Genomic DNA, 17,742 nt, shown 5'->3' with positions numbered 1-17,742 from the left:
GGATCAGCGCAGGGTGAGCTGGCGGCCGAGCAGCCCTTGCCGGGCCCGCCGGCCGGCGGCGTCCAACGGATCGGTGCTGGCCAGGGCCTCCGCGTAGCGCTTGGCGAACTGCGCGACCGGGTCCTCCCACTCGCTCGCCGGCGTCTCCTCGGGCAGGTCCCAGACGGGGACCAGCCGGCCGTGGGCGCGGAACATCCCGGCGAACTTGGTCTGGTCGCCGAGCGTCAGCGTGCCGGCCGCGCCGAGCCGGGCCAGCGCGTCGAGGGCGGCGTCCTCGTCGTCCGGCAGCACCCAGCGCACGTGCGCCTTCTCGGGGACCTGACACCAGTACGCGGCCTTCGCGGAGGTCATCCGCACGGTCGGGTAGATGGCGGCGTTCGCCCGTTCCAGGGACGCCTGGACGCTCGGGTCGTCGGCCGCGCCGGGGTCGAGCCAGAACTCGAACCCGTCGTGCATGCTGATCTCCAGCGGACCGTCCACCAGGATGTCCTGGAGTCGCGGCCCGGGGCCGGGCAGCGGCGGTACGGACACCTGGCCGCCCGGCTCGGTGCGCAGCGCGCAGAGGAGCGCCTCGGCCAGGTCCCGGGAGACGTCGCCGGACTGCTGGTGACGTTGCAGACCGATGAGCACCTGGCCGTCCGGCTTGCTCACCGCCGGCGCGGCCATCGGCAGCACCGTGGCCAGGGTCGCCGACCGGTCGCCGAACTCCTCGACCAGGGCGGGCGCCAGCCGCAGCGGGGCGGACGCGGCGGGCACCAGCTCGCGCAGCGCGATCCACTCGGGCTCGTCGGTCAGGCCCTCGAAGGGGCGCGGCACGAAGACGTCCCGCACCTTGTCCCGGCGGGGAGTGGTGTCGGTGGCTGCTCGCTGGCTCTTTCGACGCTTGCTCACGGCGTCACAGCCTAGAGCCCTCGACCGCGCACCGTGGCCCGGACCCTAATTCGCCGCGACCAGCCGGGGGGTGGGGTCGAACTCCGCCCAGACGCGCTGGCCCATGCCGTCCCGCTCGACGCCCCAGCGGGTCGCCAGGCCGGCCACGATGTGCAGACCCCGCCCGTCCGCCGCGTCCTGGCCGGCGGTGCGGATCCGTGGACCGGTGGCCGCGCCGCCGTCGGTCACCCGCAACTGGATCCGGGGGCCGTCGGCGGACGGCCGCAGCCGCCAGGCCACCCGGACCACGCCGCCGGGCAGCGGGCGGGCGTGCCGGACCGAGTTGCCCACCAGCTCGGCGAGCACCGCGATCAGATCCGCGAGAAGCGTCGGGGGTACGAGGCCAGCCAGGTCGTCGGCGAGCCGATGCCGGGCCAGTCGTGCGCCGGCGGGGTGGTGGGGAACCACCACGCACCACGCCCGATCCCTCGTCGCCGTCGCCACCGTCGCCTCCACGTCGCGCCCCGCTGGTCAACCGCGCGGTAGCCGCACCTCTGCGACCGTACCGCCGTCGGTCCTCGGACGTAGGGATACCCATCCATTCTGTTGTTCAACGATCCGGCGGACGAGATAGAGGCCGAGCCCCGCTCCCGGGTAGCCGCGCCGGTCCCCGGACTCGCCCTGCCAGAACCGGTCGAACGCCCGCTCCACGTGCTCCGGCCGGATGCTGATGCCGCGGTCACTCACCCGGAACGCGACCAACTGACCGTCGACCCCGGCGGTGATCTCGATGGGGGAGCCCGGCGGCGAGTACTTGCCGGCGTTGGTCACCAGCTCGGTCAGGACAGTGGCCAGGCTGGGCCGGTGGCCGAGCGCCTTGGGCAGGTCGACGGGGAGGTGCAGCGTCAGCCTGTGCCGCAGCTCCGCCGGCAGGTCCACCACCGCGGCGCGCAGCGCCGCACCGAGGTCGAACGGAGTGGGTGGTTCGTCGGCGGGCCCCGTCTCGGCCGCCGAGGAGAGCAGCCGGTCGACCAACCGGGCCAACTCGTTGGCGCGCTGCCCGATAACCCGGGCGGCCTGCCGTCGGTCGCCGTCGGTCAGCGACTCCCAGTGGTCGGTGAGGGTGTCCGCGTACCCCTTGATGACCGTGACCGGCGTGCGCAGCTCGTGGCTGGTCACCGCGACGAACAGTTCCCGGTCGTGGTCGCGGCGCTGCTGGTCGGTGATGTCGCGGAAGGTCACCACCCGCAGCGCGCCCGGGCCGGGCAGGTCGCCGGAGGTGATGCGCAGCCAGCGCCCGTCCGGCAGCCGGTGGTCGCGGACCTGGCCCGCAGGCGGCAGCGGGAACGGCAACGGCCGGTTCAGGGCCTGGTCCGTCGCGCAGCCGGTGACCTGGACGGCGGCCGGGTTCCAGAGCCGGACGTGTCCGTCCCGGTCGACCACCGCCAGCCCGTCGGCGAGCGCCGCCACCACCGGCCCGTCGCCGTGCACCGGCAGTCCGCTCTGGTCGCCGTACATGTGCGCGACGCACGAGGCGAGGTACGCGATGACGCCCTGGTGCTCGGCGTCCGGCCCGTCGTCACCCGGATAGAGGGCGTGCAGGCTGCCGACGGTGTGGCCGCCGATCTCGGCCCGGGACACCACCATCCGGCGTAGTCCGCTGCCGGCCAGTTCGGCGGCTAGCTTGCCGCTCAGGTCGGTCACCCGGACCTGGCTCACCCGGGGGCCGGAGAGCAGCCGGACGGTGTCCGGGTCGTCCACCGCGAGCGGACGGCCGACCGCCCACTCCGCCGCGCCGGTGGCCGCGATCACCCGGCCGCCGGTCGGGCCGAACTCGACGAAGGCCATCCCGCTCGCGCCGAGCGCCGGTTGGGTCAACCGGAGGAGCTGGGTGAGGACCGGTAGGCCCGCGTCCCCTGCATTGATCATCTCGATCACGACGGTGTGGCCGGCGAGAAGAGCGGGAAAATCGATACGCTCCGGCATGTGCCGAGTCTGCCCCGCCGGCCCGGCTTTCGGCACCCCCGGACGTCGGGTAGGCATCGGCTCGTTCGCCCCGACCGGCCCGTTCAGCGGTCCCGCCGGGCCAGGACGTGCGCCGGTCGGTCCGTGATGATCCCGTCCACCTCCCCGGCCAGCACCAGCTCCACGTCGGCCGGGTCGTTGACCGTCCAGACGTACACCTGGTTGCCGGCGGCGCGAAGCGCGGGCAGCAGGTGGGGGCGGGCCCGGAGCAGTCCGATACCCGGGCCGGCGATGCGCGCGCCGAACGGCAACCGGCCGAGGCGCAGCCAGGGTGGAAGCACCTCCAGCAGCAGCACCGTGGGCAGTGCCGGCGCCAGCTCCCGGACCCGCCGTACGGCCAGCGGGGAGAACGACATGACGGTCACCTGGACCGGGTCGTCAGGTGCCGGGTCGGCCAGCCCGTACTGCCGGAGCAGGTCGACCAACCGCCGCTCCACCTGTGCGCCGAAGCGGGACGGATGCTTCGTCTCCACCAGCAGCCGGACCGGCCGCCCGGCGGCGAGCACCGCGTCGAGCAGCCGGGCCAGGGTCAACAGCCGGGTGTGCGACTCGTCCGGCGGCAGGTCACCGCTCGGCGCGCCGCCCGGATGCCAGGAGCCGAAGTCCAGCGCGTCCAGTTCGGCGAGGGTCCGCGCGCTGACCAGCCCGCGGCCGTTGCTCGTCCGGTCCAGCCGCCGGTCGTGCACACAGACCAGATGACCGTCCCGGGTCAGCCGGACGTCGCACTCCAGCCCGTCGGCGCCCTCGTCGAGGGCGCGCAGGTACGCGGCGAGGGTGTGCTCCGGGAGGTCGTACGAGGCGCCGCGGTGCGCGAAGACCAGTGGCCCGCCCATCCCGTCCGCCTCAGATGACCTGGCCGGGCTGCCCGTTCGCGTCGACCACCGCTCGGCCGACCGCGGCCCACTGGCGCATCCCGCCGTCGGCGTTGCGCACCTGTCCCCAGCCGTTGTTGACCAGGTATGCGACGACCTGGGCGGATCGTCCGCCGGAGCGGCAGATGACGGCAACGTCCCGGTCGGTCGGCACCTCGGCCAGCCGCGCCGGCAACTCCATCATCGGCAGGTGGTGGGCGGTGGGGGCGTGGCCGGCCGCCCATTCGTCGGCCTCCCGCACGTCGAGCAGGTAGGTGTCGTCGTCGATCTCGGTCACGGGCACGGTGGGAACCTGGGGTCCGAACACAGGAAGCAACACTAGATCCTCGCGGGCCGGATCGGCACCGACCCGGCCGTCGCCACGGTCACAACCGGGTCACCCAGCGCGGGTTGACCTGCGCCCAGGCCGGTACCCGGCTGCCCCGGACCGCCTCGAACAGCCCGTTGCCGCCGTTGTCCAGCACCACGTACGAGACCTGGTCGATGGTCTGCGGCGACGAGGGCACCTGGACGCCCCGCATCCCGTCGGGCGGCAGCGCGCGGAGCGCGACGAGCAGGTCCTCAAGGGGTACGCCGTTGGTGTCGACGGTCAACGAGCCGCCGACCGCGCGGAGCACCTGGTCCAGCTTGACCGGGTTGTTGCGCAGGTCGGCGTCGCCGGCGCTGTCCAGCATCGCCCGCAGGAGTTGCTGTTGGTGGCGCTGCCGGTCGTAGTCGCCGCCGGGCAGGTCGTAGCGCTGCCGTACGTAGTCCAGCGCCTGCGCCCCGTCCATCCGCTGGCAGCCGGTGGGGAAGACCCGGTTGGTGTGGATCGAGCGCACCTCGGTGTCGACGCACATCTGCACCCCGCCCAGCAGGTCGATCACCTTCCGGAAGCCGGAGAAGTCGACCAGGGCGGCGCCGTCGAACCGGATGCCGGTGAGCCGGTTCAGGGTGCTCGAGAGCAGCCGGGTGCCGCCCGGCCCGCCGCCACCGTGCTCGTACGCGGCATTGATCTTGTCCGGGCCGCCGCCGAAGCCGTTCGCCGGTGGGATCGCCACCAGCAGGTCACGCGGGATGGAGATCAGGTACGCCGCACGCCGCCCGGCGGGCACGTGCACGATGAGGATGGTGTCCGAGCGCTGGTCCGGCTCGCTGCTGCCGGCGCGTCGGTCGGTGCCGATCAGCAGGTAGTTGAGCGGCCCGTCCAGGTCGGTCCGGTCGGTACGGGCGTCGGCGTCGAGCAACTGTTCCTTGGTCACCGTACGGTCGTACCGGTGGCTCAGCGTCTTCAGACCGACCACGGCGAGCCCCGCCAGCAGGACGAGGGCCAGGCCGAGGCCGAGCAGGAGGCGTGGCCAGCGGTCGCGGCGTGGCCCGGCCGGGCGTGCCCGGCCGGCCGCGTTCCGTCCCCACCTGGACGTGACCGCCTCCCCGCAGCCGATACGTGAACAGTGCTCACGTCAGGCTACGGTCCGTGACGGGACGGTCGCCGGGCTTTCCGCGACTTGATGCCCGCTCACTTGCGGCCGGAGATCACCTCGGGGTGGTTGAAGACGAACTCGGCGAGCTTGTCCTGCTTGACCGCCTCGAACATCTGCATCGTCTCCGCGTTCAATGCCTCGCGGTTGTTGCCGTTGCCGTTGAAGTTGCCGTTGTTGGTCTTCAACATCGTCAACTCGTTCGCGGTGACACCACGCATGGTGAAGATGAAGTTCTCGATCGGCACACCGCCGGTGTCCAGGACGAAGGCCTTGCCGGCCGCCTTGATCAACGAGTTCATCTTGGCCGGGTTGGTCAGCATGCCGCCGTCGGTGGCCTTGCGGGCCATCGCCTTGATCAGCTGCTGCTGGTTCTGCTGCCGGTCGTAGTCGCCGCCAGGGAGGCCGTAGCGCTGCCGGGCGTAGTCGAGGGCCGCCCAGCCCTCCATCTCCTGGCAGCCCTTCTTGTGCACCACCGGCGTCATCGACTTGCCGGTCTTCTTGGCGTCGGCGTTCCACATCGGCTTGCCGTCGACGAACGACATGTGCTTCGACTTGACCTCGTGGCTGACACAGATCTTGACCGTGCCCAGCGTGTCGATGACGTTCTTGAAGCCGCCGAAGTTGATGATCGCCGCGCCGTCGAAGCTGACGCCGGTGAGGCGCTTGATCGTCTGGGCCATCAGCTGGGCGCCACCCTCCCAGCCGCCGCCGTTGCGGGCGCCGGCCTGGAAAGCGGCGTTGATCTTGTCCGTGCCGCCGGGGAAGCCGCTCTTCTTGAAGGGCGGGATCTGCGCCTCGGTGTCCCGGGGGATCGAGATCAGGTACGCCTGGTCGTGCGAGGCCGGGATGTGCAGGATGATGATGCTGTCCGACCGGACGTCGTCGGCGGCCCACCGCTCCCGCGCGTCCACACCGAGCAGCAGCATGTCGATCGGGCCGTCCAGGCTCGCGCCGCCCTCGGCGTCGGTCTTGCCGGCCTCACCGAGCAGGTTGCGCTGGGCGATGTCGCCGGTGGCCTGACCGATCAGCACCTTCGAGCCGACGATGGCAACCCCGCTGCTGAGCATCAGCACGGCACCGAAAACCACGGTGAGGCGGGCCCAGAGCGGATCCTTGCGCCGGGGCCGCTTCTTCGCCGGCCCCTTGCCGCCCGTCCGATTGTCGCCGCCACCGGGCGGACGACCGCCCGGGCCGCCGCCCGACGGGCCGGGCTGCATCGGGATCGACGCGGCGATCCGGCCGCTCGCTGCGGCGGATTTCGTGGACGGAGGGCGACGGCTGGCCTGAACCGGCATTCGTGCTCCAGCTCGTGATCAGGAGGGGGCGGCACCACTGTACGTACATCAATTCGACTTTGCGAGTTCATCTGGACTCAATTGGGACGACAGGTACCGTCAACCGTGCGATCGGTCGTACTCGATCACCGAAACGGTGAGCCCGACTCGCGTTGGGTAGACCGCCGTGTTACTCCGCGTTCATCCGCCGTCGGAGTTCTTCGGCGGGTTGGCCTTCACCCAGTCCGCCATGGTGTCCGCCGACATGGCCTTGTACATCGCCAGCGCCTTCTCCCGGTCCGAGACCACCACCGACTCGCCGTTGATCGTGTCGCTGCCCGAGTTCGGGCTGGTCAGGAACGTGAGGTTCTCACCGCGCAGGTTGCGGAACTGCACTGCCATATCGGTCAACGAGAAACCCTGGTCGACGGTCACCGCCGCGGTCAGCGACTTGAGGAAGTCGTTGAGCTTCTTCGGGTTCGCCAGGGTGCCGGTGCTGGCCGCCTTGTCCATCAGTGCCCGCAGGAACTCCTGCTGATGCCGCATCCGGGCGAAGTCGCCGTCCGGGAACTGCTTGCGCTGCCGGATCCAGTCCAGGGCCTCCGCGCCGTCCATGTGGTTGGTGCCCTTGGTGAACGTCCGGTACGGCTTGTGGATCGAGGTGATGGTCCGCTCCACCTTCAGGTCCACCCCGCCGAGGGCGTCGGTGACCTCCTTGAACCCACCGAAGTCGATCGCCATGACGTGGTCGATCCGGACGTCGCTGAAGCACTCGACGGTACGGACCGCGAGCGGCAGGCCACCGAAGGCGAACGCCGCGTTGATCTTCGCGCGCCGGCCGGAGCCGCAGTCCGCGCCGGCGCTCTCCGGGATCGGCACGTACAGGTCACGCGGGATGGAGACCAGGTACGCCTCCTGATGGTCGGCCGGGATGTGCATCACGATGATCGTGTCGGCCCGCCACTGGCTCTTCGAGTCGACCGGCGCGTCCGGGTCCCGCGAGTCGCTGCCGACCAGCAGGATGTTCAGCGCGCCGTCGACGGGCTTCGCCGGCCGACCGCCGGTGATCTCGGCGAACGGGTCGGTGCGGGCCAGGTCGTTGTTGAGGTTGCGCGCGTACAGCCACGCGCCCAGGCCACCGAGGAGTGCCAGCACCAGCACCGTGATGCCGGCCACCAGACCGATCCGCCCCCACCTCGGCCGTGGCCCACGTCGTCCCGACCCGCCGGCGCCACCCGGCCCACCAGGTCCGGTCGGTCCCACCGGGCCGCCCGGGCCGGTCCGCCGGTCGTCGTGCGACGGGTACCAGTGCGCCTCGGGCGGACGCGCGCGTCCGGAGGCGCCCCGGTCGGGGCCGGGCACCGAGGCGCGCCCGGCGCTGCGGTGCAGGTGCGGGTGGGGAACGCCGGCAGGGGTCGCTGACATGCAAATCAGAGTACGTAGCGAGGGCCACTACCGCCCTCAGGCGACACTCAGCGATCGGCGGTCCGCGCCGAGCCGGTTACCCTAGCCGCGCCCGGAAGTACTCGATCGTGCGTCGGAGGCCGTCTTCGGGCGTCACGGTCGGCTCGTATCCGAGCAGTTCACGAGCGAGGGTCAGGTCGGGGCGGCGCATCTCCGGGTCGTCCGAACTGCGCGTGATGTACGTCACCTGCGAGCTGCTGTCGGAGAGCGACACGATCAACTCGGCGAGTTGACGCATGGACATCTCGTGTTCGGTGCCGCAGTTGATCGGGCCGGTCTCGGTCGAGTCGAGCAGCAGCAGGATGCCCCGCACCAGGTCCTCGACGAAGCAGATCGACCGGGTCTGGTTGCCGGTGCCGTGCACGGTGATCGGCTCGCCGCGCAGCGCCTGGGAGATGAAGGTGGGGATGGCGCGACCGTCGTCCGGGCGCATCCGCGGGCCGTACGTGTTGAAGATCCGCACGATCGCGGCGTCCAGCCCCCGGTACCGGTGGTACGCCATGGTGGCCGCCTCGGAGAAGCGCTTCGCCTCGTCGTAGACGCTACGGACGCCGATCGGGTTGACGTTGCCCCAGTAGGTCTCGCGCTGCGGGTGCTCCTTCGGGTCCCCGTACGCCTCACTGGTGGAGGCCATCAGGAACCGGGCGCCGTCGGCGACCGCGCGCTCCAGCAGGTGCAGGGTGCCCACCGAGCCGACCCGGAGGATCTCCACCGGTAGCTGGGCGAAGTCGGTGGGGCTGGCCGGCGAGGCCATGTGCAGGATCGCGTCGAAGCGCTCGGCCAGCGCGGGGTGGTGCGTCGGCAGACCGTCGGAGATGTCCGCCTCGACCAGGGTGAAGGTTGGCCGGTCCAGCAGGTGGGCGACGTTCTCCTTGGAACCGGTGACGAAGTTGTCCAGCGCCACCACCGTGCAGCCCCGGGCGATCAGGGAGTCGACCAGGTGCGACGGGACGAAACCGGCGCCGCCGGTGACGAGAACGCGGTGACCGGAACCGAATCGCTCAGCAACCTTCATGCCGGCCAGCCTACCGACCGAAGGAAGGGCCCCCTGCCAACGCCTGGCGCGTTGTGCAGGGGGCCCTGACAACTGGCGCGTCAGTGCGCGCCCGCGCCGGTGAGGGAGCGGACTTCCAGTTCGGCGTACTTGTCCTCGTCGTGCTCCTTCGAGATGAGGGTGCCGACGAACCCGCACAGGAACCCGAACGGGATGGACAGGATGCCCGGGTTGGAGAGCGGGAACCACTGCCAGTCGTGGTCCGGGAACATCGACGTCGCCGCACCCGAGACCACCGGTGAGAAGAACACCAGCACCACGGCCGAGAGCAGACCGCCGTAGATCGCCCACACCGCGCCGGAGGTGTTGAACCGCTTCCAGAACAGGCTGTAGAGGATCGCCGGCAGGTTGCCCGAGGCGGCGACCGCGAAGGCCAGCGCCACGAGGAACGCCACGTTGAGGTTCTGCGCGTAGATCGACAGGAGGATGGAGATCGCGCCGATCACCAGCGCGGAGATCCGGGCGACCCGTACCTCCTGGCGCTCGGACGTCTCCCCCTTCTTCAGCACGTTGGCGTAGAAGTCGTGCGCCAGGCTGGACGAGGAGGCCAGGGTCAACCCGGCGACCACGGCCAGGATGGTGGCGAAGGCGACCGCCGCGATGATCGCCAGCAGGGCCGCGCCACCCAGTTCACCGCCGAAGAACTCCAGACCGAGCGCCTCGGCCAACTGTGGCGCGGCGGTGTTGCCGGCCTTGTCCTGTGCGGTGATCGCCTCACCACCCACCATCGCCGCCGCGCCGAAGCCCAGGGCCAGGGTGAGCAGGTAGAAGGTGCCGATGATGCCGATGGCCCAGAGCACGCTCTTACGGGCGGCCTTGGCGGTCGGCACCGTGTAGAAGCGGATCAGGATGTGCGGCAGACCGGCCGTGCCGAGCACCAGCGCGATGCCGAGCGAGAGCAGGTCCATCTTGTTGTAGAACGTCTGCGTGGCGTTCCCGGCCACCTCGACGCCGTACCGGAGTCCCGGTTCCAGGAGTTTGTCGCCCTTGCCGGACGCGGACGCGGCGGCGCCGAGCAGCTCGGACAGGTTGAAGTGGTACTTCGCCAGCACCAGCACGGTCATCAGCAGCGCGCCGCTCATCAGCAGGAACGCCTTGACGATCTGCACGTACGTGGTGCCCTTCATGCCACCCACGGTCACGTAGATGATCATCAGGGCGCCGACCATGATGATGGTCGCCACCTTGGCGGTGGCCGCGTCCATGCCGAGGAAGGTGGTGCCCGGCTTGATGCCGAGCAGCAGCGCGACCAGCGCACCGGCACCCACCATCTGGGCGAGCAGGTAGAAGATCGACACGGTGATGGTGGAGACGGCAGCCGCCGTCCGCACCGGACGCTGCCGCATCCGGAACGCCAGCACGTCGGCCATCGTGTACCGGCCGGAGTTGCGCAGCAGTTCGGCGACCAGCAGAAGGGCGACGAGCCAGGCGACCAGGAAACCGATCGAGTAGAGGAAGCCGTCGTAGCCGTACAGCGCGATGATGCCGGCGATGCCCAGGAACGAGGCGGCCGACATGTAGTCGCCACCGATCGCCATGCCGTTCTGGAACCCGGAGAAGGAGCGGCCGCCCGCGTAGAAGTCGGTGGCCGTCTTGGTCTGCCGGCTGGCCCAGATGGTGATGCCCAGGGTCACCGCCACGAACACCAGGAACAGCGTGATGGTCAGGTTGCGGGCCGTGTGGTTCGTCGCGTCGGCCGCGAGGAGCAGGTCAGCCGCGTGGACCGTTGTCATGGGTCACCTCCCCGATCTCGGCGCGGATCCGGTCGGCGACCGGGTCGATCTTCCGGTCCGCGTACCGCGAGTAGAGCCAGGCGATCAGGAACGTCGAGACGAACTGGAGCAGGCCGAAGATCAGCGCAACGTTGATGTTGCTGCCGAACAGCTTCGTGCCCATGAAGTCCCGGGCGTACGCGGAGAGAATGACGTAGAGCGCGTACCACAGGAAGAACGCGACGGTCATCGGGAAGACGAAGCCGCGCAACGCGCGCCGCAACCCGGCGAACTCGTCTGACTGTTGTACGGCCAGGTACTTGTCCGGCTGGGAAGCGGTCGGCGCGGGTGTGTCCGTGGACATCTGTGGATCACCACCTTCACAGGCGTCGGGGGTAGTTGCGCGCACCGTAGGAGGCACGCTCCCCGACGGGGAAGGTCGAGATCGACGCCGGTCGTCGACTGCGCCGAGCGGTTGGCTGGGTGCGCCGAGTGACCCAGGTCACCCCGGTGACCGGTCGCGCGTCCGGGGCGCCTGGTCAGCCCGGCAGCTCGTGGTACCGCCCCCGGTAGTGCAGCAGCGGCGTGGTGTCCTCGACCAGGTCGACGGCCTCGATCGTGGCCTCCACCAGCAGGCCCCAGCCGTACTCCCGGGCGGTGTCCAGCCGGCACCCCGCCCAGCCGCCGGCGTCGGACGGCACCGGCCCGTAGGGCGTCTCGGTCCACGACCCGGTGGCGAAGAGCCCGCCCGGCGCGGGAAAGAGGCCGGCGAAGCGGTCGGCGAGCTGCCGGTGTGGCGGGCCGAGCGGCGCGACGGCGAAGCGGCCCGCCTCCTCGACGGACGCCCAGAGGTCGGACTCCGGGTCAATCAGCCCGAGCAACCGGTCCGGCTCCCCCTCGGCGACCAGTGTCGACGACACCGTCAGACCCGCCGGGCCGGGCGCGGTCCAGAGGGTCACCGGCGCGGCGAGCCGACCCCGCAGCCGACGGGCCGGTGACCGCTGTCCGGTCGGCACCGCGAACGGGTCGGTGTGGTGGATCTCGGCACCCGGCTCATGATTCACGTGAAACATTGTGCCGCCCCGGTCCCGCACCCAACCCAGGAAGCGCGCGTGCAGGTCGGCGGGTCGCCCGTTCAGCCGGGCGAGCTGGTCGCCCGCCTCCGCCATCAGCGTGCCCAGGTAGAACAGCAGGGCCGTGTGGTCGTCCCGGTACTCGGCCAGCAGCGCGAGCCGCGCCGGCTGGCAGGGCCAGGGCGCGCCGCAGCCCCGACACCGCCACAGCGGCCGCATCGGCAGGTGCGGCCGGCTCACCCCACACCTCCGGCGGCCGGCAGGAGGCAACACCTCAGTGAGCGTGATGCCGGTGCGTCATCTTGATGCCTGACAGGCATCACGCTCGTCGGGATGTCAGGTCCCCGATCGCGCCGCGCCGCGCCGCCGCGTGCCGGCTCGATCGCGCCCGGCACAGCCGTCGCCGCCACGTTCCTCATCGAGTACGACCACCGCGTCCCGCCCCGACCAGGAATGAATTCGGGCACGGCTGACCTCCTCCCGGTCGATCAAGGGGCCGCCCCGACCGGGGGAATGACCGGGACGGCCCCGACGCAGGACCAGCCGCCGGGTCATCGCCTCCACCGGCCGGGCCGCGTGCTCTCCACCCTGGACGGCGCGGCGCGGACACGGGAGGATTCCAGGGCTTACTACGCACCGCAGTCACGTACTTACTTAAGAGGTAAGGATGAACATCGAGATGTGGGTACGGGCGTTGAAGGCCGCCCGGGCCGGTGCCGACGTTTCCCAGGAGGCCCTGGCGACCCTGATCAGGTGGAGTCCGTCCACGGTGGCCGCCATCGAGACTGGCCGCCGCCGACCGACGATGGAATTCGCGGTGGCCGCCGACGAAGCCCTGGCCACCGGTGGCCTCCTCGCCGAACTCCTGAAGGCTGCGGACCACGAGCACGGCCCATCGTGGTTCGTTCCGTGGCGCGGCTACGAGCAGCGGGCGACGCGCCTGCGTGCCTTCGAGGCATGTCTTGTGCCCGGCCTGTTGCAGACCGAGGAATACGCCCGCGCCGTCATCTCGGCGGGTGGATTGCAGCCGCCGGCCGTGGTCGACGAACTTGTCGCGGTTCGCTTGGAACGTCAACGGCTCTTGTCTCAGGAGGTGCCGCCGCACTGTGTCTTCCTGGTGGATGAGATGGGCCTGCATCGCCCTGTGGGCGGCCACACCGTGCTCAATGCCCAACTCGGTCGACTGCTTGAGGTGGCAGACCTTCCGTTCGTGCGGCTGCACGTCATTCCATTGAGCGTCGGCGAGCACGTCGGGTTCGGTGGCGGCTTCGTATTCGCCGACCTGCCCGACGGAGACAGGGTGCTTTACCTGGAGAATGCTGCTCGCGGACACGTAATGGACGACCCGCAGATGCTCCGATTGATTGATCGCAAATGGGATAGTCTGCTCGGCGAAGCACTGTCCACAGGTGCGTCGATGGACCTGATTCGGAAGCTGAAGGTGACACCATGACGATGATTGAGCCGCGCTGGCGCACCTCCACCCGGTCGACCGACTCCGGTGGCAACTGCGTGGAGGTGGCGGACAATCTGCCCGGTGTCGTGCTGGTGCGGGACAGCAAGGACCGGTCCGGCCCGGTGCTCACGTTCAGCCCGTCGGCCTGGACCGATTTCCTCACCGCCCACGCGTCTCGCGGCCCGGCCGCCTAGCGGCGTGGCGTGACGGTGGCCAGCAGTTCCGGCTGACGCCGGTCCAGTACGTCACCGGCCAGGTACGCGCCGAGCAGCGCCGCGCCCAGCCCGTACCCCGTGCCGAGCGGCAGGGCCAGCCAGAGCCAGGCGTCGCCGAGCAGCGCGGCGGCCACCACCATCGGCACCGCGGCGACCGCCGTGGCGAGCATGGTCACCAGGGTGAGCAGGCCCTTCGCCACGCCCGCGCCGCTGTTCATCGCGAACGGGTTGCTCGTCTCCGGCAGCGAGTACGCCCCGAGCACCGAGACGAAACTGTTCACCGCCAACCCGACGCCGTAGGTGGCGGCCAGGCTGCCGGCGGTCAACGGGATCCAGCCCGGGCGGCCGAGCACCGTCGACAGCACCACCGCGACGACCGCGAGCATCGGTAGGACGTACAGCGAGAAGGCCGTCATCCGCGCACGCAGCTCGACCCGCCCGGGAACGCCGGCCACGACGTTCGCCGCGTATGCGCTGCCGTCGAAGCCGAACTGGTTGGCCAGCGTGGTCGACGCGAGTACGCCGACGAAGATCATGGAGAGGGTGACCAGCACGGGTGAGCTGTCCGAGGCCCCGGTCGAGCCGGCGTCGGACTCGAACGCGAAGCCCGCCCCACCCAGGTTGATCATCACGGGGACGAAGATGCCGACCACCGCGATGGTGATCAGGTTGGCGCGGCGGCGGGCGTCCCGCCACCAGTAGCGGGCCTCCCGGGCGACGAGCGCGCCGAACCGGTCCCGCCGGGCCCAGCCGGCGGCGCGGGGGAAGAGTTGGGCGACCGCCCCGCCCTCGACGCCGCCTCGGGCCGGGGCCCGGCCGGCGGTCGCCGAACCGACCATGGCCGACTCCAGCGACCGCGACCACCAGGCCAGCAGGGCGCCGATCGCGGCCACCGTGATCAGCAGCTTGAGCGGGGCGGCCCAGACCCGTCCCTGCGCCACGTCGATGCCGGCGGTCCACGGCGCCCCGAACGGCGTCCACCCGAGCACCGAGGCGGGCCCGGTCAGTCGGGTCCAGTCTGTCTGGCGCAGTGCCGCCAGGCCGAAGACCTGCAACGGGCCGAGTAGCGCGGCGGTCACCGCCAGCAGCACGGCAGCCAGGTCGCGGACCCGACGGGACCGCAGCATGCTGGCGAAGGCGCTGGTCACCGCGCGGCTGGCGGCCACACAGAGCAGCAACCCGGCGAGTACGCCGAGCACCGCCACCACGCCGGCGGACCAGCCGCCCAGCGCCCAGGCGGTCAGCACCAGGCCCAGCGAGGCGACCGCCGCCGCCAGCACCGGCACGCTGACCAGCGCGGCGGCGAACAGGCCGACGACCAGGGTGCGGCGCGGCAGCGGTAGCAGCGCGAACCGGGCCGGGTCGAGGGTCTCGTCCACGCCGAAGAAGACCAGCGGCAGCAGCAGCCAACCGAGCACCAGCAGGCCCCCGCCGGCGGCCGCGACGAGCACCGCGTACTGCGCGTTGTCCGTCATGCCCGGCGCGGCGAACAGGAAGAAGCCACCGGCCGCGAACCAGAGGCCGACCAGCGCTCCGCCGACGAACATGGCGATCCGCCAGCCCTGGCCCCGGAAGTTGTTGCCCATCACCCGCAGCTTGAGGCGTACGAAGTGCCGCGCGGAGACCGTGCGCGCCGGGGTGGCGGGTGCGGTGGCCGCGGTGGCCGGGTTCACCGAGACAGCCATGACAACTCGTCACCGGTCGCGGTACGCCCGCCGACCACCTCGACGAAGACCTGTTCCAGTGACCGGTCGCCGCGGACGTCCGCGATCGTGCCGACCCGCTTGATGGTGCCCTGGGCCAGGATCGCCACATGCGAGCACAACCGCTCGACGACCTCCATCACATGACTGGAGAAGACCACCGTGCCGCCCCCGGCCGCGTACCGGGTGAGGATGTCGCGGATCAGCGCCGCCGACACCGGGTCGACCGCCTCGAACGGTTCGTCCAGCACCAGCACCCGGGGGCCGTGCAGCAGGGCGCAGGCCAGGCCGATCTTCTTCTTCATGCCCGCCGAGTAGTCCACCACCAGCGTCCGGCCGGCGTCGCCGAGCGCCAGGACGTCCAGCAACTCCGCGGCCCGCTGGTCGACCACCGCCGGGTCCATCCCCCGCAGCAGCCCGTGGTACGCCAGCAGTTCGGCGCCGCTGAGCCGGTCGAACAGCCGTACCCCGTCGGGCATCACGCCGAGCAACTGCTTGGCCGTGACCGGATCACGCCACACGTCCTGGCCGAGCACCCACGCCGCGCCGGCGTCCGGCCGTAACAGGCCGACCGCCATCGACAGCGTGGTGGTCTTGCCGGCGCCGTTCGGACCGAGCAGCCCGTAGAAGGACCCGGCCGGTACGTCCAGGTCGACACCGGCGACCGCCACCGTGCCGTCGAACCGCTTAGCCAGACCACGCAGCACGAGCGCGGGATGCTCACCAGTCATGGCCCGACGTTATCCGCCGATTGCCAGTTCCGCCGTCCGGCACAGGTCGGACGCGCGATCATCCCCGAGACGTAGCCTCCCGGTTTGATCCGCCCATCGCCGATCTGTACTCGATCGAACAGTGTGTAGGTCGTGCGATCTCCAGACTTCTGAAGTAGTGTTGATGTCGTGTCGATACCCTTGGAGTCCGTGCCGTTCTCGGAGTTGCTCCGGCAGCCCGCTGAGACAGCAGAGAGGCTGTCCCACGCGCGTGCGGTGCGGCTGCGCCGCCGTGACGCGGCTGACCTGGTGTTGATGTCGGCCGACCGGGCAACGGCCGAAGGTGAGGTCGTGGACCTGACCGCCCGGCTGCTGGCCAGCGTGGTGCGGCGGGATCCGACTCTGGTGCGTGAGGCACTGCCGACCGTGCTGCCCTGGGTGCGGTTCCTGCCACCTGAGGACCGCGAGCAGATGGCCACCGAGTTCCTCGAGGTGGCAGAGGCTGCAGCGGCGGTCGGGAACACCGCAGCCATTTCGCAGCTGCTCACCGAGTGGCGGCACAGCGCCGAAGTCCATGCCGATCCCGACCTGCACCGCGTTCTGGCCGCGCCCGGCTCTGACGATTTCGGGGCGGTGCCCCGACCGGCCGCAGAGTGAGCGCCAAGCGCGGCGACCGGGCGGCGCCGCCGCCCCGCCTTGGCGGCTACGCCCTGCGGTTCGCCACCAATGACGCGGCCAAGGGCTGGGAGGAGCTGTGCCGCCAGGCGGCAGCCAACACCCGGGCAGCTTTCGACGCCATCGAATCCGACCCCTGCCCGTCACCAGCGACCAGCAGGCAGCACCCTCTCAAGGGCTCGCTCGCCACCGCCATTCACAACGGCACGACGCTGCCTCAGTGGCAGTACGAGGTCACCGCTGGCGGCCGCATCTGGTATCTCCCCGACCATGACACCCGCACCTGCTGGGTCAAACACGCGGGCACGGGCCACCCCAGAGCCACCGACTGAACAGAGCCGTCGACCGTCACAGTCCCGGGTACGGGTGCGCCCGACCGTTCTCGCTCTCCCACTCGACGACCGCCCGGGTGCGGTCCGGGTCCTCGGCGAGCAGTCGCCAGTACTGCGCCACGACCCGCCGGGTCTCCGCCAGCGGATAGTGGGCGTGCAGGACATCCCGCCAGAGATTCTGCAGGTCGACGCCCTCGGCGCTCAGCTCGGCCGCCCAGGCGTTGCCCTCCCAGCTCTCCTTCTCCTTCCGCCCGGCCGCAATGTCCTCAAGATCGGCCAACAGGTCGAGGCAGAGTTCGTGCACGCTCTGGATGTCGTCGGTCAACCACATCCCCAGGCACGCGAGCCGCTGGTCTGTCGACTGGTACTCGGCGATGCGCTCCTTGGACCAGTGGAACTCGATAGTGCTCAAGGAGTGCCTCCAGGCAGAGTTGGGAAGCCGTGGCTCAGAGTGTCGGTTTCTGGATCGTAGAAGCCTTTCAGATGGACACCGTCGAACTTGCTCGACCACCGTCCAGTCTGCGGATCCTTGACGACGTCCGGTGAGTTGAACCCGCGGGTGATCGCGTTGTCGACGTCCTGCGGTGTCCAGTGGTCCGGGAAGAAGGTGCTACCGCCGCGCTTCTCCTGCCACTCACCGGTGCGACGGTTCTGGAAGGCGACCCGGCCGTTGTAGACGCCAGTTCGGTTGTCCCGTTTCGTCACCTTGATCAGTTTCGCGCCCGGTGGGTCGATGCCGCCCGGTCGGTGGTGCCAGCCCGAAGCTCTGCCGTCGCGTTCGCCGAGCAGAGTGTGCCGGAGTCGTTCCGGCGTCATGCCGTCCGTCCGTTGACCGCGCCGCGCT

20 protein-coding genes are annotated in these 17,742 nt (G+C 70.6%); 4 read left to right on the top strand and 16 right to left on the bottom strand.

The window, feature by feature from the left end; translation table 11 throughout:
- Nucleotides 1-3: 3 nt before the first annotated feature.
- From ACN263_RS29560 to ACN263_RS29505, 12 genes are all read right to left on the bottom strand, one after another.
- Nucleotides 4-891: a DUF5926 family protein gene (locus ACN263_RS29560; RefSeq protein WP_422737482.1), complete on the bottom strand. Its 888-nt coding sequence runs from the start codon at nucleotides 889-891 to the stop codon at nucleotides 4-6.
- A gap of 45 nt (nucleotides 892-936) precedes the next feature.
- Nucleotides 937-1,341 carry an ATP-binding protein gene (locus tag ACN263_RS29555; RefSeq protein ID WP_422740869.1) on the bottom strand — a complete coding sequence of 135 codons (405 nt, stop codon included), beginning with the start codon at nucleotides 1,339-1,341 and terminating at the stop codon, nucleotides 937-939.
- Between the two features lie 60 nt (nucleotides 1,342-1,401).
- Entirely contained in the window at nucleotides 1,402-2,856 is a 1,455-nt protein-coding gene (locus ACN263_RS29550; RefSeq protein WP_422737481.1) for a PAS domain-containing sensor histidine kinase, read from the bottom strand.
- Between the two features lie 83 nt (nucleotides 2,857-2,939).
- Entirely contained in the window at nucleotides 2,940-3,728 is a 789-nt protein-coding gene (locus ACN263_RS29545; protein WP_422737480.1) for a glycerophosphodiester phosphodiesterase, read from the bottom strand.
- 10 nt (nucleotides 3,729-3,738) lie between these two features.
- The gene (locus tag ACN263_RS29540; RefSeq protein WP_422737479.1) at nucleotides 3,739-4,074 is read right to left on the bottom strand and encodes a rhodanese-like domain-containing protein; all 336 of its coding nucleotides are present in this window, start codon (nucleotides 4,072-4,074) and stop codon (nucleotides 3,739-3,741) included.
- A gap of 58 nt (nucleotides 4,075-4,132) precedes the next feature.
- Nucleotides 4,133-5,095, bottom strand: coding sequence for an LCP family protein (locus ACN263_RS29535; RefSeq protein ID WP_422740868.1), 963 nt, complete (start codon nucleotides 5,093-5,095; stop codon nucleotides 4,133-4,135).
- Between the two features lie 170 nt (nucleotides 5,096-5,265).
- Complete coding sequence (locus tag ACN263_RS29530) at nucleotides 5,266-6,525, bottom strand: LCP family protein (RefSeq protein WP_422737478.1); 1,260 nt, start codon at nucleotides 6,523-6,525, stop codon at nucleotides 5,266-5,268.
- Nucleotides 6,526-6,705: 180 nt separating this feature from the next.
- Entirely contained in the window at nucleotides 6,706-7,929 is a 1,224-nt protein-coding gene (locus ACN263_RS29525) for an LCP family protein (RefSeq protein ID WP_422737477.1), read from the bottom strand.
- 76 nt (nucleotides 7,930-8,005) lie between these two features.
- The gene (locus ACN263_RS29520) at nucleotides 8,006-8,983 is read right to left on the bottom strand and encodes an NAD-dependent epimerase/dehydratase family protein (protein ID WP_422737476.1); all 978 of its coding nucleotides are present in this window, start codon (nucleotides 8,981-8,983) and stop codon (nucleotides 8,006-8,008) included.
- Between the two features lie 80 nt (nucleotides 8,984-9,063).
- A complete protein-coding gene (locus tag ACN263_RS29515) occupies nucleotides 9,064-10,755 on the bottom strand; it encodes a cation acetate symporter (protein ID WP_421473738.1) in 1,692 nt (563 codons plus the stop codon).
- On the bottom strand, nucleotides 10,733-11,098 hold the full coding sequence (locus ACN263_RS29510) for a DUF485 domain-containing protein (protein ID WP_422737475.1): 366 nt from the start codon (nucleotides 11,096-11,098) through the stop codon (nucleotides 10,733-10,735). The genes ACN263_RS29515 and ACN263_RS29510 overlap by 23 nt, the downstream gene beginning before the upstream one ends.
- A gap of 175 nt (nucleotides 11,099-11,273) precedes the next feature.
- Nucleotides 11,274-12,026, bottom strand: a complete 753-nt coding sequence (locus tag ACN263_RS29505; RefSeq protein ID WP_422740867.1) for a flavin reductase family protein — start codon at nucleotides 12,024-12,026, stop codon at nucleotides 11,274-11,276.
- A 448-nt stretch (nucleotides 12,027-12,474) separates the two neighbouring features.
- Between ACN263_RS29505 and ACN263_RS29500 the strand changes: the two genes are divergently transcribed.
- Nucleotides 12,475-13,260, top strand: coding sequence for a helix-turn-helix domain-containing protein (locus tag ACN263_RS29500; protein WP_422737474.1), 786 nt, complete (start codon nucleotides 12,475-12,477; stop codon nucleotides 13,258-13,260).
- Nucleotides 13,257-13,457 carry a DUF397 domain-containing protein gene (locus ACN263_RS29495; protein WP_422737473.1) on the top strand — a complete coding sequence of 67 codons (201 nt, stop codon included), beginning with the start codon at nucleotides 13,257-13,259 and terminating at the stop codon, nucleotides 13,455-13,457. The genes ACN263_RS29500 and ACN263_RS29495 overlap by 4 nt, the downstream gene beginning before the upstream one ends.
- Here the strand turns inward: ACN263_RS29495 and ACN263_RS29490 are convergent.
- Nucleotides 13,454-15,163, bottom strand: coding sequence for an ABC transporter permease (locus ACN263_RS29490; protein ID WP_422737472.1), 1,710 nt, complete (start codon nucleotides 15,161-15,163; stop codon nucleotides 13,454-13,456). The two genes, ACN263_RS29495 and ACN263_RS29490, sit on opposite strands and share 4 nt — an antisense overlap.
- Nucleotides 15,148-15,912: an ABC transporter ATP-binding protein gene (locus tag ACN263_RS29485; protein ID WP_422737471.1), complete on the bottom strand. Its 765-nt coding sequence runs from the start codon at nucleotides 15,910-15,912 to the stop codon at nucleotides 15,148-15,150. The genes ACN263_RS29490 and ACN263_RS29485 overlap by 16 nt, the downstream gene beginning before the upstream one ends.
- 189 nt (nucleotides 15,913-16,101) lie before the next feature.
- Here ACN263_RS29485 and ACN263_RS29480 point away from each other — a divergent pair, with 189 nt between their 5' ends.
- Nucleotides 16,102-16,548, top strand: a complete 447-nt coding sequence (locus ACN263_RS29480; RefSeq protein ID WP_422737470.1) for a hypothetical protein — start codon at nucleotides 16,102-16,104, stop codon at nucleotides 16,546-16,548.
- Complete coding sequence (locus tag ACN263_RS29475) at nucleotides 16,545-16,898, top strand: hypothetical protein (protein WP_422737469.1); 354 nt, start codon at nucleotides 16,545-16,547, stop codon at nucleotides 16,896-16,898. The genes ACN263_RS29480 and ACN263_RS29475 overlap by 4 nt, the downstream gene beginning before the upstream one ends.
- A 16-nt stretch (nucleotides 16,899-16,914) precedes the next feature.
- Here the strand turns inward: ACN263_RS29475 and ACN263_RS29470 are convergent, their stop codons facing one another.
- Entirely contained in the window at nucleotides 16,915-17,310 is a 396-nt protein-coding gene (locus ACN263_RS29470; RefSeq protein WP_422737468.1) for a hypothetical protein, read from the bottom strand.
- Nucleotides 17,307-17,714: an EndoU domain-containing protein gene (locus ACN263_RS29465; RefSeq protein ID WP_422737467.1), complete on the bottom strand. Its 408-nt coding sequence runs from the start codon at nucleotides 17,712-17,714 to the stop codon at nucleotides 17,307-17,309. The genes ACN263_RS29470 and ACN263_RS29465 overlap by 4 nt, the downstream gene beginning before the upstream one ends.
- Nucleotides 17,715-17,742: the final 28 nt, after the last annotated feature.

Origin of the sequence: Micromonospora sp. WMMD729 (genome assembly GCF_049315225.1) — a bacterium.
In the GTDB taxonomy this organism is placed as follows: Bacteria; Actinomycetota; Actinomycetes; order Mycobacteriales; family Micromonosporaceae; genus Micromonospora.
This window is presented reverse-complemented; position numbering and strand designations above follow the sequence as displayed.

Excerpts from the sequence above, each read along its gene's own strand:
- ACN263_RS29550 (WP_422737481.1), bottom strand. The coding sequence starts at position 2,856 with ATGCCGGAGCGTATCGATTTTCCCGCTCTTCTCGCCGGCCACACCGTC.
- ACN263_RS29545 (WP_422737480.1), bottom strand. The coding sequence starts at position 3,728 with ATGGGCGGGCCACTGGTCTTCGCGCACCGCGGCGCCTCGTACGACCTC.
- ACN263_RS29530 (WP_422737478.1), bottom strand. The coding sequence starts at position 6,525 with ATGCCGGTTCAGGCCAGCCGTCGCCCTCCGTCCACGAAATCCGCCGCA.
- ACN263_RS29525 (WP_422737477.1), bottom strand. The coding sequence starts at position 7,929 with ATGTCAGCGACCCCTGCCGGCGTTCCCCACCCGCACCTGCACCGCAGC.
- ACN263_RS29520 (WP_422737476.1), bottom strand. The coding sequence starts at position 8,983 with ATGAAGGTTGCTGAGCGATTCGGTTCCGGTCACCGCGTTCTCGTCACC.
- ACN263_RS29515 (WP_421473738.1), bottom strand. The coding sequence starts at position 10,755 with ATGACAACGGTCCACGCGGCTGACCTGCTCCTCGCGGCCGACGCGACG.
- ACN263_RS29510 (WP_422737475.1), bottom strand. The coding sequence starts at position 11,098 with ATGTCCACGGACACACCCGCGCCGACCGCTTCCCAGCCGGACAAGTAC.
- ACN263_RS29505 (WP_422740867.1), bottom strand. The coding sequence starts at position 12,026 with ATGCGGCCGCTGTGGCGGTGTCGGGGCTGCGGCGCGCCCTGGCCCTGC.
- ACN263_RS29500 (WP_422737474.1), top strand. The coding sequence starts at position 12,475 with ATGAACATCGAGATGTGGGTACGGGCGTTGAAGGCCGCCCGGGCCGGT.
- ACN263_RS29495 (WP_422737473.1), top strand. The coding sequence starts at position 13,257 with ATGACGATGATTGAGCCGCGCTGGCGCACCTCCACCCGGTCGACCGAC.
- ACN263_RS29490 (WP_422737472.1), bottom strand. The coding sequence starts at position 15,163 with ATGGCTGTCTCGGTGAACCCGGCCACCGCGGCCACCGCACCCGCCACC.
- ACN263_RS29485 (WP_422737471.1), bottom strand. The coding sequence starts at position 15,912 with ATGACTGGTGAGCATCCCGCGCTCGTGCTGCGTGGTCTGGCTAAGCGG.
- ACN263_RS29465 (WP_422737467.1), bottom strand. The coding sequence starts at position 17,714 with ATGACGCCGGAACGACTCCGGCACACTCTGCTCGGCGAACGCGACGGC.